Source organism: Pandoraea sp. NPDC087047, assembly GCF_044745225.1.
Classification (GTDB): Bacteria; Pseudomonadota; Gammaproteobacteria; order Burkholderiales; family Burkholderiaceae; genus Pandoraea.
Genome location: NZ_JBIUZU010000008.1, coordinates 165,140 through 178,830, shown reverse-complemented (window position 1 = coordinate 178,830; position 13,691 = coordinate 165,140). Strand labels below are relative to the sequence as shown.

General features: G+C 64.1%; 10 protein-coding genes. All 10 read left to right on the top strand.

The window, feature by feature from the left end:
* Nucleotides 1–195: 195 nt before the first annotated feature.
* Complete coding sequence (locus tag ACIPHM_RS16980; protein WP_400330418.1) at nucleotides 196–1,002, top strand: polyphosphate kinase 2 family protein; 807 nt, start codon at nucleotides 196–198, stop codon at nucleotides 1,000–1,002.
* Nucleotides 1,003–1,150: 148 nt separating this feature from the next.
* On the top strand, nucleotides 1,151–2,428 hold the full coding sequence (locus ACIPHM_RS16975) for an efflux RND transporter periplasmic adaptor subunit (protein ID WP_400330416.1): 1,278 nt from the start codon (nucleotides 1,151–1,153) through the stop codon (nucleotides 2,426–2,428).
* The gene (locus tag ACIPHM_RS16970) at nucleotides 2,425–5,583 is read left to right on the top strand and encodes an efflux RND transporter permease subunit (protein ID WP_400330414.1); all 3,159 of its coding nucleotides are present in this window, start codon (nucleotides 2,425–2,427) and stop codon (nucleotides 5,581–5,583) included. Before ACIPHM_RS16975 ends, ACIPHM_RS16970 begins: the two co-directional genes overlap by 4 nt.
* 479 nt (nucleotides 5,584–6,062) lie before the next feature.
* Nucleotides 6,063–6,686: a type 4 pilus major pilin gene (locus ACIPHM_RS16965; protein WP_400330412.1), complete on the top strand. Its 624-nt coding sequence runs from the start codon at nucleotides 6,063–6,065 to the stop codon at nucleotides 6,684–6,686.
* A 118-nt stretch (nucleotides 6,687–6,804) separates the two neighbouring features.
* Nucleotides 6,805–7,209: a toxin co-regulated pilus biosynthesis Q family protein gene (locus tag ACIPHM_RS16960; RefSeq protein ID WP_400330409.1), complete on the top strand. Its 405-nt coding sequence runs from the start codon at nucleotides 6,805–6,807 to the stop codon at nucleotides 7,207–7,209.
* A gap of 52 nt (nucleotides 7,210–7,261) precedes the next feature.
* The gene (locus tag ACIPHM_RS16955) at nucleotides 7,262–9,040 is read left to right on the top strand and encodes a secretin N-terminal domain-containing protein (protein WP_400330406.1); all 1,779 of its coding nucleotides are present in this window, start codon (nucleotides 7,262–7,264) and stop codon (nucleotides 9,038–9,040) included.
* A gap of 1 nt (nucleotide 9,041) precedes the next feature.
* A complete protein-coding gene (gene pilO2 / locus ACIPHM_RS16950; RefSeq protein ID WP_400330403.1) occupies nucleotides 9,042–10,400 on the top strand; it encodes a type 4b pilus protein PilO2 in 1,359 nt (452 codons plus the stop codon).
* A complete protein-coding gene (locus tag ACIPHM_RS16945) occupies nucleotides 10,390–10,845 on the top strand; it encodes a hypothetical protein (protein WP_400330400.1) in 456 nt (151 codons plus the stop codon). The genes pilO2 and ACIPHM_RS16945 overlap by 11 nt, the downstream gene beginning before the upstream one ends.
* On the top strand, nucleotides 10,829–12,547 hold the full coding sequence (locus ACIPHM_RS16940; RefSeq protein WP_400330397.1) for a GspE/PulE family protein: 1,719 nt from the start codon (nucleotides 10,829–10,831) through the stop codon (nucleotides 12,545–12,547). Before ACIPHM_RS16945 ends, ACIPHM_RS16940 begins: the two co-directional genes overlap by 17 nt.
* 51 nt (nucleotides 12,548–12,598) lie before the next feature.
* Nucleotides 12,599–13,690 (top strand): hypothetical protein, encoded by a 1,092-nt coding sequence (locus tag ACIPHM_RS16935; RefSeq protein ID WP_400330395.1) that lies wholly within the window; start codon nucleotides 12,599–12,601, stop codon nucleotides 13,688–13,690.
* Nucleotide 13,691: the final 1 nt, after the last annotated feature.

Genomic DNA, 13,691 nt, shown 5'->3' with positions numbered 1-13,691 from the left:
GTGAGACGTTCGAAGCAAAAGGCGCGGTCGCCGATTTTCGGCACCGCGCCTTTTGTTTTGTCCTGCGACGGTACACCGCCCGCGTGCGCCACCGTTCCTTATCTCGCCCGACGCTTCGCTTATGCCATCCGCTTTTTTTGCGCCCCCCGCAAATTGCGCGATACTGCCAGCTAGCTTTTCACGAAGGAGTTGGCGATGTTCGAGAAATACCGCGTACCGCTCGGCAAGAAGCTGGACCTCTCCGCCTTTGACCCGGCCGAGAAGCCGTTTTCGGGTGAGAGCAAGGACGACGACAAGGCACGTCTGGCCGAACTGGCGCTCAAGCTCGACGAATTGCAGACCATTTTGCATGCCAACAGCAAGCACCGTGTGTTGCTCGTACTCCAGGGCATGGACACCAGCGGCAAGGACGGCACCATACGCGCGGTATTTCAGAATGTGGACCCGCTGGGCATTCGCGTGGCCAACTTCAAATCGCCCACGCCCATCGAGCTGGCGCGCGACTTCCTCTGGCGCGTGCACCGGGTCGTGCCCGCGGCGGGCGAGTTGGCGATTTTCAATCGCAGCCATTACGAAGACGTGCTCATCACGCGCGTGCACGACTGGATCGACGCCGACGAGTGCAAGCGCCGCTACACGCACATCAACAATTTCGAACAACTGCTCGCGGACAACAACACGCACATCGTCAAGTGCTTCCTGTACATCTCCGCCGAAGAACAGCGCAAGCGTCTCCAGGAGCGTATCGACGATCCGAACAAGCACTGGAAATTCGAGCTTGGCGACCTCAAGGAACGCAGCTTCTGGCCGCAATACACCAAGGCCTACGAGGCGGCTTTATCGGCTACCTCGACGGAACATGCGCCGTGGTATATCGTGCCTTCCGACTCAAAACGCCACCGTAATCTGATGGTGGCAGAGTTGCTGGTGCACGCGCTGAGCGAACTGAAGTTGTCCTATCCACCCGGCAGACCCGAGTTGACGGGCATGAAGGTGGAATGACGCAGCGCAGCACCGCAGCAAAAAGCAAAAACAGCAATGACGTGAACGGCCGTGGCGATCCACGGCCGTTTTAACAGTAGAAACAGGCGCAGCCGGGCGAGCGGGGGCTTGCCGGGTCGTCGGCGTCGCATGGGGAACGGGGAAGAAGATGAGTGACGAGAACGCCCGCCGGCCGTTGCCGGGGGACGCGGCTGTCCGCGGGCACGAGACCGTGGCACAGGCCGCCAGGGGCGGCGCAGGCGGCGCATCGCCGGACGCGAAGGGCGCGGCGGGCGCGGTGAGGGGAAAGCGCTCGCGCCGCTGGGGCGCGGGCTTGCTGGCCGTCGTAGTGGTCGCTGGGGCGGGCGTCTGGCTGCGCTCGCGCGGCGCGGAGAAGCCCGTCAGGGCCGCCGCTGCCCCGTCCGTCACGGCGGCCAGCGTCGAGGTGCGCGACGTGCCTGTGCGGCTCGTTGCCAATGGCACGGTCACGGCGCGCCAGACCATCGACGTGCGCCCGCAGATCTCCAGCACGATCCGTCAGGTTCATATCAAGGAAGGCGATTTCGTCAAAGCCGGGCAGTTGCTGTTCTCGCTCGATGCGCGCATGGACGAGGCCAACCTCAAGAAGGTGCAGGCGCAACTGGCGAAGGACGAAGCCGATCTCGCCAACGCGCGTCGCACGCTCGCGCGCACCAGGCAACTGATCGCCGAGCACTTCGTCTCGCAAAGCGCGCTCGACACGGCGCAAAGCGGCGTGGACAGCCTCACCGCGCAGGTCGCTGCCGACCGCGCCGCGATTGCCGCCAGTCAGGTGGCCGTCGACTACAACCAGATTCGCGCGGGCATCGATGGCCGCACCGGCGCCATCAACGTGCATCCGGGCAGTCTCGTGACCCCGGGCGGCGCGGCGCTCGTGAGCATCACCCAACTCGATCCGATCGATATCAGTTTCACGCTGCCCGAAGGCGCGCTGGCCGAGTTGCAAGCCGCGCGCGCGGGCGGCCCGGTTTCGGTGACGGCCACGCTCGGCACCACCGGCGTGACCGCCTCCGGCCAACTCAGCTTCATCGATAACGCCGTCGATTCGCAAACGGGCACGATCCGCCTGAAGGCCGCCTATGACAATCGCGACGCGAAGTTGTGGCCGGGCATGTACCTGAACGTCGCGGTCATCGGCCGCGTGCTCAGGCAGGCGAGCGTGGTGCCGCCGCAAGCGGTGCAGACCGGCCCGGACGGCAAGTTCGTCTACGTAATCGGCAACGACGGCAAGGTGAGCGCCAAGCCCGTGAAGGTCGGCTACGTGGAAGCGAAGCTCGCGGTCGTCGAGGGCGTGCCTGCCGGTGCGAAGGTCGTGCAGGAGGGGGCGGAAAACCTGCGTCCGGGCAACAAGGTGACGGTCGTGGCGTCGCGCGATGGCGATACAGGTAGCTCAGGGAAGGCCCCATGAACCTCTCAGAACTCTGTATCCGCCGGCCGGTCATGACGATTCTGCTGTGCGTGGCCGCCGTCGTGGCTGGCCTGATCGCGTACGGCCAGATTCCGATTTCCGCCCTGCCCAGCTACAACTCGCCGGTCATCCAGGTCACTGCCACGCTGCCCGGCGCGAGTCCGGAAACGATGGCCGCCTCGGTGGCCGCGCCGATGGAAAAGCAGTTCTCGACGATTGCGGGCGTGGCGGTCATCAGTTCGACCAACACGCAGGGCAGCACGTCGATCATCATCGAATTCGACAGCGACCGCGACATCGATGCGGCCGCCGTCGACGTGCAGGCCGCGCTCTTCCGCGCGCAGCGCAAGCTGCCGGTGGAGATGACCACGCCGCCGTCGTACCGCAAGGTCAATCCGGCGGATGCGCCGATTCTGTTCCTCGCGATGAACTCGCCGTCGATGTCGCTCGCCGAGCTCGACGACTACGCCGAGAACCTCGTCTCACCCACGCTTTCCACGCTGCCCGGCGTGGCGCAGGTGCTGATCTTCGGGCAGAAGCGCTTTGCCGTGCGCGTGAAGGCGCGGCCCGACGCGCTCGCCGCCCGCAAGCTCACGCTCGACGACGTGGCGCGCGCGCTCGCCTCGGCCAACGCGAACAGCCCGGTGGGCACGCTCGACGGCAATCGCCAGACACTGACCATCGAGGCCAATCGTCAGATGACGAAGGCCGAACAGTTCGCGAACCTCATCATCGCCAGCGTGAACGGCAATCCGGTCTATCTGCGCGATGTGGCGGACGTGCAGGACAGCGTGGAGTCCGTGAAGACCGGCAGTTGGGTCAACGGCGAGCGCTCGATCGTGCTCGCGGTGCTGCGTCAGCCCAATGCGAACACGGTGGCGACGGTCGATCAGGTCAAGGCGGCGCTGCCGCGTCTTGCGGAGCAGATGCCGCAGTCGATTCAGGTCAAGCTGCTCAACGACCGGTCGGTGTCGATTCGCGAATCCATCGACGACGTGCAGTTCACGCTCGCGCTCACGGTGATTCTCGTCACGCTGGTGATCTTCCTGTTCCTGCGACGTCTGGCCGCGACGCTGATCCCGGTGATGTCGCTGCCGGTGTCGCTGATCGGCACCGTCGCGCTCATGAAGGGCATGGGCTATTCCATCGACAACATCTCGCTGCTGGGCATTACGCTTGCCGTGGGCCTCGTAGTCGACGACGCCATCGTGATGCTCGAGAACATCGTGCGCCACATCGAGAACGGCGTGCCGCCGCTGCGCGCCGCCCTCGTGGGTTCGCGCGAGATGGGCTTCACCATTCTCTCGATCTCGATTTCGCTGGTCGCGGTGTTCATCCCCATCTTCTTCATGCCGGGCGTGATCGGGCTGATGTTCCACGAGTTCGCGGTGGTGGTGTCGCTGGCGATTCTGGTGTCGGCGGCCGTGTCGCTCACGCTGATTCCGATGCTGTGCAGCCGCTATCTGAGGCATGAGCAGGACGAAGGGCTGGGGCTGCGCGCCACGCAATGGTTCGAAGACGGCTTCGGGTGGGTGCTGAACGCCTATGTGCGCAGCGTCGACTGGTGTCTCGCGCATCGCCAATGGGTGATGGGCGCGGCTGCGGCAACGTTCATCGCCACGGGCGTGCTGTTCGCCACCATTCCCAAGGGCTTCTTCCCCAGCGAAGACATCGGTCAGGTGCAGGTGACGGCCGAAGGCGCGCAGGACATCTCGTTTACGGCAATGTCCGCGCTGCTGCGTCAGGCGGGCGACATCGTTCGCGCGAATCCGGCGGTGGAAACGGTGATCGTGTCGGCCAACGACAGCAATCAGGGCCGCATGTTCATCAACCTGAAGCCGCACGACGAACGTCCGCACATGAGCGAAGTGCTCGAAACATTGCGGCGCGACGTCAAACAGGTGCCGGGGCTGAACGTCTACTTCAATCCGGTGCAGAACCTGCAACTGGGCGGCAAGCAGAGCAAGAGCCGCTATCAGTACGTGATGCAGAGCGTGAAGCCGGGCGAGATGCAATTGTGGTCCGACCGGCTGATGAACCTCATGCGCGCCGATCCGATCTTCCGCGACGTGACGACGGACGCGCAAATGAAGGGGCTGCAAGCGCAGCTCACCATCGACCGCGACAAAGCGAACACGCTGGGTGTGGCGATTGGCGATATTCGCAGCGCGTTGTACAGCGCGTTCGGCGAGCGTCAGGTGTCGACGATCTACACACCGAGCGACAGCTATCAGGTGATCCTGCAGGCGGATGACAACGACCGTCGCGACGAAGGGGCGTTCGACAAGATCTACGTGCGCGGCAAGGGCGGTGCGCTGGTGCCGCTCTCGGCCGTGGCAACCGTCGAGCGCAAGATGGGGCCGGTGTCGGTGAACCATCAGGGCCAGTTGCAGGCCGTGACGCTGTCGTTCAACCTCGCGCCGGGCGCGGCGCTGGGCGATGCGTCGCAGAAGATCGTGGGCTTCCAGCGTCAATTGGGCTTCCCGCCGAGCATCATCACGAGCTGGGGCGGCGATGCAGCGGCGTTTCAGAAGTCGCAGTCGAGTCAGGTCGTGCTGCTCGTCGGCGCGCTGCTGGTGATCTATGTGCTGCTCGGCGTGCTCTACGAGAGCTACATCCATCCGCTCACGATTCTGGCGGGCCTGCCGTCGGCGGCAGTGGGGGCACTGATTACGCTGCGTCTGTTCGGCATGGATCTGTCGCTCATCGCGGTGATCGGCATCTTGATGCTGATCGGCATCGTGAAGAAGAACGCCATCATGATGATCGACTTCGCTCTCGACGCGCAGCGCCATGGCGGCCTGACACCGCTTGAGGCGATTCGTCAGGCGTGCGCGATGCGCTTCCGTCCGATCATGATGACGACACTCGCGGCGCTCATGGGCGCGTTGCCGATTGCGCTGGGTCTCGGTGCCGGCGCCGAACTGCGTCAGCCGCTCGGGCTGGCCGTGGTCGGCGGGCTGTTGTTCTCGCAGGTGATCACGCTCTACATCACGCCGGTGATCTATCTGTATCTCGACCGCTTCGCAGGCAAGGGGCCGCTCGTGCTGCCCGGCGACAAAGCGGCGAACGATGGCGGCGACGCAGATCGTTCCGATGCGACCGGACACGGTGCGGCACGCGTCGACGGCCCACAGGCGGGGGCCGCACACTGAGCGTTTGACGTCCGAATACCGAAGGCGCCCTCGCAAACTCCCGCGCAGCGCCCGCCTTCGGAACGTGAAGTGCGGGCTCGATCCCTCTACGCACGGCATGCAATGTGCCTTGTGAAACGGCTGAATCACGACGTCGGCGCACGTCGTTGGGAATACTCTTGTTGCGGTTGGGTAAATTCCGAAGGCCCGATGGCACCCCTCTATCGCGCCGGCTCCCGGCGACCCTCGCCCTCCCTCGCTTTCTGCTGCGTCGACGATCCGAATTCGTCGTTTGGCGATGCGCACCGAGATATCGGAATTGGCGCGCGCTTAGGCACTTTCTTGCCCACCCCGATTGTCAATTTGCAAAAAAACCGGATGGCAACCGACAACGGGGTGGCTGGCATTCGGGCATAAATCGCCCCTGTCGCGGCGCAGGGCTCACATTGCCCAGCCGCGATTTTTTTCCAATCGATTTGCCTTGGATGAGGGATATGGACATGCAAGTGAACGAAAGCGCGCTCGTGCAGATGAAGCGCAAAACGGCTGGGCGATTGCAAAAGGGCAAGCAGCGCGGCGTGACGTTGGTGGAACTCTCGGTCGCCGTGGCGGTGATGGGCCTGATCATGGCCGGTGCGCTGGTCGGTGTGCCGAAGCTGATGGACGGTGTGCGCACGACGCAGGAAATAAAGGCGTTGCAGCAGGCGGTCGTCAACACGCAGAACGCCATCACACTGGGAACCCTGAAGAAGGTCGCGAATGCTCAGGACGTCACGGATCTGAATCTGCTCGATTCGCTCACGACCGGGACGACCGCCAACGCATACGTGAATCGATTCGGCGGCGAAGTGACCGTTGAGGCGCCCAAGGATGCAGCGATCAAGGCGGGTTACGCGCTCAAGTACACGATGATTCCCGTGTCGGCTTGCGAAAAGATGGTGGCCAGCCTCGAATCGAACTTTACCGAGATCTACATCAACGACGTTCTGCTCAAGAATCGCTCCAAGTCGGAAGGCATGGATAAGGTTTCGCGCATGTGCAAGGGCAAGGCGGATCTCGCGAAGGATGCGTCGAATGACGTGCCGGCGAGTCGCGCCGACATCCTTTTCACCATTGCCAGCTAAGCACTGCGCCTGACGACAGGGAGACGCCATGATTGCCTTTCGATGTGTGCCAGGGCTAGTCGCGATATCGGTGAGCTTCGCAGCCTTTGCGGGTGTGCCTCACATGCCTGCGACAACGATGCCATCCACCTTCGCCTCGGTTCAGCACGCGAGATTGATGCCGCTGGCGTCTGCGTTGCCAGATCTGGATGCCGAAGCCGTGGATGCGCCTGAAGTCGTGGCAAACGCGCAGGCCGATGTGATCGAGCCTGCGCCGGCCACGCCCGTCTCGGGAACGGCGCTCAGCTTTTCGCCGGGCAGCCGGGTGTCGGAGCAGTTGGCCGAATTTGCCTCGCGAGAGGGCTGGCAACTCGCGTGGGAAATCGACCGTGACTTCCCCATCGAATACCCGGCGACCTTCACGGGCGACTTCTTCTCCATCGTCGAGCAAATCGTGGTCTCGTTGCAGAACTCCGATGCGCCCATCCGCGTGAAAGTCTACGAGGCCAATCGCGTGTTGCGTGTCGTGCACGCCACACAATAACAAGCGCCGCGCTCCCCCCGGGGCGCGGCCATCATCACGAAAGCGGTAATCCATGAGAAAGCGACTCGGCGCGTTGTGCGCTACCACGTTCCTTACGGCGTGCGGAACGCCCGGCATGCTCTCGAAGACCGATGCGAATGTCTCGCAGGCGCAGTCTGAAGCGAAGACGGCATTCGACGATCATTCGGCCGCGCCCGTGCGCGCCATCGAACGCGTGGACGGCGCATGGCTGGCAAAGCAGTCCGTGCCGCTCGACGCCACGGTTGCCCTGCCCGACCTGTTCAAACGCAATGTCCGCTTCGCGACCGGCGCACCGCTGCCGATGTCGGTGATATTGGCGCAGATCTCGCGAGGCAACGGCCTGACGATCCGCATGAGTTCGGATGTGTCGTGCGCCACCGGCGGCGGCATGTCACGCGGTGGACCAGGCGGTGGACCTGGCGGCGGCGGGGGCGGTGGCGGTCCCGCGAATCTCTTCCAGCTCAACTGTTCCGATGCCGGCGAGCCGACGGTGCCGCTGCATTACACCGGCACGCTCGGCGGTCTGCTCGACACCATGGCGCATCGCACCGGCACGCACTGGACCTACCGCGAAGGTGTCGTGCATTTCGCCCGCTATGTGACGCGGACTTTCCAGATCAAGATGATGCCGGGCAGTTCGTCGTATCAGGCGTCGGTGGGCAAGGGCGCGCAGATGAAGGCGAATCGCGGGTCGTCGGGTGGCGGCGGGGCGGGCAACTCGGCGGGGGGCGTGGACCTCAGCTTCAATGCGGATGCGAACGTCAGCGTGTCGTCCGAACTCGATTACTGGTCGGACCTCGTCAAAACGGTCGGCACCATGCTCTCGGAGGGCGGCACGGTGGTGCCGTCCGTCGGCACAAGCTCGCTGGTGGTGACCGACACCGCAGACGTGATGGAGCGCGTGGCGCAATACATTGCGTCGGAGAACGCCGTGCTGGGCCGTCAGGTCAAGCTGCGCGTGCAGGTGTATTCCGTCTCGCTCGATGAAAACTCGGCAACGGGCATCGACTGGAATCTGGCGTATCAGTCGGCCAGCGGTTTCGTGGCCAACCTCGCCGGCCCGGCTGCAGGCGGCGCGTTGATGGCGCGCACCGGTGGCCTGCGCATCGGCAAGATTCCGAATGGCAGACTCGCCGGCTCCAGCGCGTTCGTCAGAGCGCTCAGTCAGCAGGGGCGCGTGAGCACCGTGATCGACACGACCGTCGTCACGCTGAACAATCAGCCCGCGCCGGTGGCCGTCACGCAGAATCAGGGCTTCGTCGCGCAGACGAAGATGACGCCCGGCAACTACGGGGGACAGGCAGTGGTCACGGCCGAACAGTCGGTGCTGACCACCGGCTTCGTGATGAATCTGCTGCCCACGCTGATGGATAACCGCAGTGTGATGTTGCAGGTGCAGATCGATATGTCGGATCTCAAGAAACTCGACAAGATCAATCTACGCACGGGGAAGGAAGCGCCCAGCGGGACGGGCGGCTCCGATGACGACGGTGGCGCCTCGGTGAGCGCGCAAGTCGGCAGCGATCGCGGCGGCGCGAAGGTTTCGATCGGCGACGACAAGCGCGGGCGCGACGACGACGGTCTGGGTGTCGGTACGTTCATGCAGTTGCCGATCACGGCGTCGATCCAGACGATGCAGCGCGCGTCGCTCAAATCCGGCGATACGCTGGTGCTCAGCGGCTTCCGGCGCAAGGACGACAAGACCGATCGCGACGGCATCTTCAATTATCAGGGCGGGACGAAAGAGGCCTCGCAGGGATTGAAGGAAGTCGTGATCATGATCTCGCCCGAACTGACCGAGGGCGTGTGATATGGCCCGCATATTGGCGAACCAGCTTGCCATCGGCGCACAGTGGGAGACGCTGATCGGTCTGGAAAAAGAGCTGACTGAGATTCGAACGCTCGCCCGGAGCCGCGACGCGTCGCACTACGCCGTGGCCGATGACGACGCGGGCACGCGCACGGCCGGGTTGTTCTCGTTGCCCGATGTCGCGCCGACACCCGACGCGTCACCGCCTTACGCGCTCGCCGCCGCGCTCACCGCGTTGGTCGACGCGCCGAACGTGGCGTTCGTGCATCCCGATCCCGACGATCCCGCCGCGTCGCTCTTCGTGACGCTGCGCGATCGCCGTCCCCAGCTCGACCGGGTCGTGCCCGCAGCGGAAGTGCGCGCGCTGCTCGAGCAGTGGGGCAGCGAGATCGACGGGGCCGTGCAGATCGCGGGCATCGCGCCGCTGAGTTGTCCCGGTGCGGACGTAACGCTCTCGCTCGATGACATCGTTGCCTACGTTCGCAAGGAACGACCGCGGGACGGACGTCTGAGTGTCGTGCGCAAGCGGTTGCCGGCGCGGCAAGTCAAGATCGCGGCCGTTGTGTTCGCGACGGTCACGATGATCGGTGGTGCCGGATGGTGGGGATGGAGCTGGTACGACGAGCGGGAACAGGCGAAGCTCGCCGCCGCGAATCGTGTCGATCCCGTGGACGCCTACAAGTCGTCGCTGGCCAGAGCCATTGCGGCGGAACCGTTCTCGGCCGGGGCGTCGTATGCGCGACGTCTGCAAGCGGCGATTCAGACCTTGCCCGCGAGCGCGGGCGGCTGGCGTCCGGCCGGCATCGATTGCGATACCCGGCAGTGCGAGATTCGGTGGCAGCGTCAGGAGGGCGGCACCTTCGATCTGCTGCTCTCGCACCGTCCGCAAGCGCAGATTGTCGATCTGGATAACGCGACGGAAGTGCTGATCCCGTCGGCGCTGCCTGCGGCGACAGCCGCCCCCGCGCCCACGAGTGGCAGCGTGGTGCGCGTCGACGACAAGGGCTTCGAGGACCTGGAGGATTTCGATGACGGCGATGCCCGCGTGACACCCGTGCCGCGCGCGCAATTCCTGCGCTCGGCCGGTGCGCGTCTGCAATCGCTCGGCGACTACGGCATGGACATCTCGCTGTCGATGCCCACGCCACTCGTCAACGCGCCGCCCGCCGTGACCGCGCGCCCGGACGTGCCGCCGCCCATCGCTAAAGGCGAGTGGAAGATCGCCGGTCATCTCGCGTTCATCGACTCGGTGGCCGGTTTGATGATGCGTGCCGGCAACATGTCGCTGCAAGAACTGAAGGTCGTGATCGACGACAACAAACCCGTCTTCACCGCACAAGGAACCTACTATGTTCACTAAGCTCCGCCGGACGGCACCGAGGGCCATGATGGTCGCCGTATTGCTGCCGATGGCGAGTCAGTTGGCGTGCGCGGACGAGACGATCGACGCGTTCGCTCGCGCGCATCTCAAATCCTCGCAAGAGGCGCTGGACGCCAAACGCACATCCGACACCGCCGAGGCCCCGGCGCCCGCGAAACCGGCCACACCCGAGGTGCCGCCCGAGCTGCTCTTCATTCATGCCGTGGAGAACACGACGGTTGCCTATTTGCGCGTTGACGGTCGATATGGCTACAGCGTGAGCGCGGGCGATCGCTTCGGGGACTGGCGCGTGGTCAATATCGGCAGCGATTTCGTCGACGTGACGCGTGCGGGCAAGCCGCGCCGGCTACTGTTGCCGAATGCGGTGACCGAAAGCCGTGCCGGGCTGGCACCACCGGGGAGACGCGATGGCGACGTTTACTGAGCGCTTTCAGGCAGCGTTTGCGCGTGACAGCGCGCACATCGGATCGGTGGCGCGACCGATCGCCGACCTGCGCCCCGAGGACATTCAGTCGCTCGGCTGGCGTCAGGACCTGGGTATTACGTTAGCCGGGGCCGAGAGCGGGTCGCTTGTGCTGGTCGCAATGAAGCCGCGACTCTTTCTGGTGCTGCTCGAACACACGAGCTTCGTGCGCATGCAGGGCTCGGATCTGCTCACGCGTTTCGAGCATGCCGTGAAGGCCACGCACCGGCTCGATCTCGAAGGCATTTACGTCGGCACGACAGAAGAAATTCTGCTGATGCAGTCGCGTCTCCAGCAGCCCGGCGACACGGAAGTGCGCTCGGACGAGCAACGCACCGGCGCTTATCGCAACTTCGATCTGATCATCGAGCGCGCCATCGACGCGCGCGCCTCCGACATCCACTTCGAGTTTCGCGAAGGACGGCACGTGCGAGTGCGCATGCGCATTCATGGCAAGCTGCGCGTTGCGAACGAGACCGACCGGCTCTCGCGCGATTATCACGCGATGCTCGACGCCGTCTCCGCGGCTTACAACTCGCGCGCCGATCCCAGCAGCCGCAGTCATAACCACTTCGACGAAGATCAGCATCAGAGCTGCTCGATTCCGATGACGTTGCGCAATCGGAAGTATCAACTGCGTTTGCAGAGCGTCAAGGAGAATCGCGGCGTCGACGTCATCCTACGATTGCTCGTGAACGAAGTCGTCGACGACGACGTGTTGTCGCTCTCCGAGCTGGGTTATTCCGAGGATCAGGTCGAGGTGCTGGAGAACGCCGTGTACCGCAGCCCCGGTCTCACGATCATCGCGGGCGAGACGGGGTCGGGGAAATCCACCACGCTGCGCACGATGATGATGTACGAGCGCGACGCTGGTAAGAAATTCTTCTCCATCGAAGATCCCGTCGAATACATCCAGCCGCATGTGACGCAGATTCCGATTCAGCGGCGCGCCGAAGACGGCTTCGGAGAGTCGGCGTTCGGTGCGGCGGCCAAAGTGCTGCTGCGCGGCGATCCGGACAAGCTCATGCCCGGCGAAATTCGCGATGTCGAAACCGGCTCGTTCGCGAAGTCGATGACCGAGACCGGCCATCAGGTGCTCTCGACCGTGCACGCGTCGAGCGCTTTCGGCATCGTCCCCCGATTGGTGAGCGACGAAATCGGCATGCCGCTCTCGGCCGTCACGTCGCCCAACTTCCTGACGGCGATGGTCTACCAGAAGCTCATGCCCGTGTTGTGCGACGCCTGCAAACTCCCGGCGGTGGGCAATCTCGACGAGGCGACGCTCGCGGTGATCGAGCGTCTCGGGATCGACGTGACGCGTGTGCGCGTGACCGGCCCCGGTTGCGAGCAATGCAGCGGACGTGGCACGTCCGGCCAGACCGTCGTTGCCGAAGTGTGCGAGATGACCGACGAACTGCTCGACTTGCTGCGTCAGGCGAACTTCTGGGACGCGCAGCGCTATTGGCGCTCGCATCACGACGGCGATCTGATGAGTCCCGTCATGTTGGGCAAGTCGGCGATGGAACACGCGATCTACAAGATGACGCAGGGCCGCATCGATCCGCTCGACATCGAAGCGGCGTTCTATAAGCTCAAGAAGTTTCAATGCTGGACGGGAGGCGCCACCACGACCCCGCCGCCACGTCGGCTCGCCAGCGTGTGACGTTCCCTTTTCTCGAAAGCTGTCCGAATCCAACGCGCGACTCAATAGCCCATGCTCGAAGCCGTCAACCGTCTGCTCGCCAGACTCTCGCCCGCTCGCGATCCGTATCCGGGACTGGCCAAAGCCAAGCGCCGCTTTCGCAAGACGCGCGCGAAGTTCTATAGCGACTTCGCCGACGCGATCGAAGACGGCGCGAATCCGTTCGAACTGTTTTCGCGGCGCTACGTGCGCGCCAAGCAGCGGCGCAATCCGATGGCGCCGCTCTATGCGATATGGCGCGATCGGGCCAGTTCGAAGAACCTGAGAAAGTCGTGGGAAGGCACGATACCCAACGAAGATCTGATCGTGATTTCCGCTGGTGAGAAGGGCGATCTGGCCGAGACACTGCGCTTTCTCGCGCGTGTGGTGACGTTGCAGCAACAGACGCGCGCCGCGATTGCCGGGGCCATCACGCTGCCGATCTTCATGTCGGTGCTGCTCGCAGCGATTCAATTGGGGGTGGCCTACGGCATGATGCCGATCATGACCGAAGTCATGCCGCCGGAGCATTTCCCGCTGGTCGGCGCGGGGCTGTACGCGATGTCGGGCTTCGTGGCGGACTGGTGGCCGTTGCTCTACGGCGTGCCTGCGGCCCTGGTGGTGGCGGTATCCATGTCGCTCAACCGCTGGACGGGGCCGCTGCGTCGCCGCTTCGACAACTTCGGGCCCTACGCCGTGTATCGCGACGTGCGCGCCGGTGAGCTGCTCGTCTCGCTCGCTGCGCTGACCAGCGCGAAGACATCGGTGTTCGACGCCATTTCGCTGCTGATGTCGGGCGCGACGCCGTGGATGCGCTCGCATCTGCTGCGCATGCGCGCGTCGCTCAAGAGCGAGAGCAGCATGATCAAGGCGATGGACACGGGCATTTTCAACGAGGAAATCTTCGATCGACTGGTCGAGTATTCGGGACGGACGAACTTCGACGCCGGCATTCGCAAGATCGGTTTGATGACCGTCGAAGAAGTGGCGGAGCGTGTCAAGCAACGCTCCGCCATGCTGCGCTCCACACTGCTCGCGATGGTCGGTCTGACGATCATCTTCACCGTCGGCGGCATGTTGCAGATCGGCCACGCGGCGGGCGAATACGCCCAATCGATGTTCTGAC

Bases quoted from the DNA above. Each gene is read 5' to 3' on its own strand.
- ACIPHM_RS16960 (WP_400330409.1), top strand. From the start codon at position 6,805: ATGCCATCCACCTTCGCCTCGGTTCAGCACGCGAGATTGATGCCGCTG.
- ACIPHM_RS16975 (WP_400330416.1), top strand. From the start codon at position 1,151: ATGAGTGACGAGAACGCCCGCCGGCCGTTGCCGGGGGACGCGGCTGTC.
- ACIPHM_RS16970 (WP_400330414.1), top strand. From the start codon at position 2,425: ATGAACCTCTCAGAACTCTGTATCCGCCGGCCGGTCATGACGATTCTG.
- ACIPHM_RS16980 (WP_400330418.1), top strand. From the start codon at position 196: ATGTTCGAGAAATACCGCGTACCGCTCGGCAAGAAGCTGGACCTCTCC.
- pilO2 (WP_400330403.1), top strand. From the start codon at position 9,042: ATGGCCCGCATATTGGCGAACCAGCTTGCCATCGGCGCACAGTGGGAG.
- ACIPHM_RS16955 (WP_400330406.1), top strand. From the start codon at position 7,262: ATGAGAAAGCGACTCGGCGCGTTGTGCGCTACCACGTTCCTTACGGCG.
- ACIPHM_RS16935 (WP_400330395.1), top strand. From the start codon at position 12,599: ATGCTCGAAGCCGTCAACCGTCTGCTCGCCAGACTCTCGCCCGCTCGC.
- ACIPHM_RS16965 (WP_400330412.1), top strand. From the start codon at position 6,063: ATGCAAGTGAACGAAAGCGCGCTCGTGCAGATGAAGCGCAAAACGGCT.
- ACIPHM_RS16945 (WP_400330400.1), top strand. From the start codon at position 10,390: ATGTTCACTAAGCTCCGCCGGACGGCACCGAGGGCCATGATGGTCGCC.
- ACIPHM_RS16940 (WP_400330397.1), top strand. From the start codon at position 10,829: ATGGCGACGTTTACTGAGCGCTTTCAGGCAGCGTTTGCGCGTGACAGC.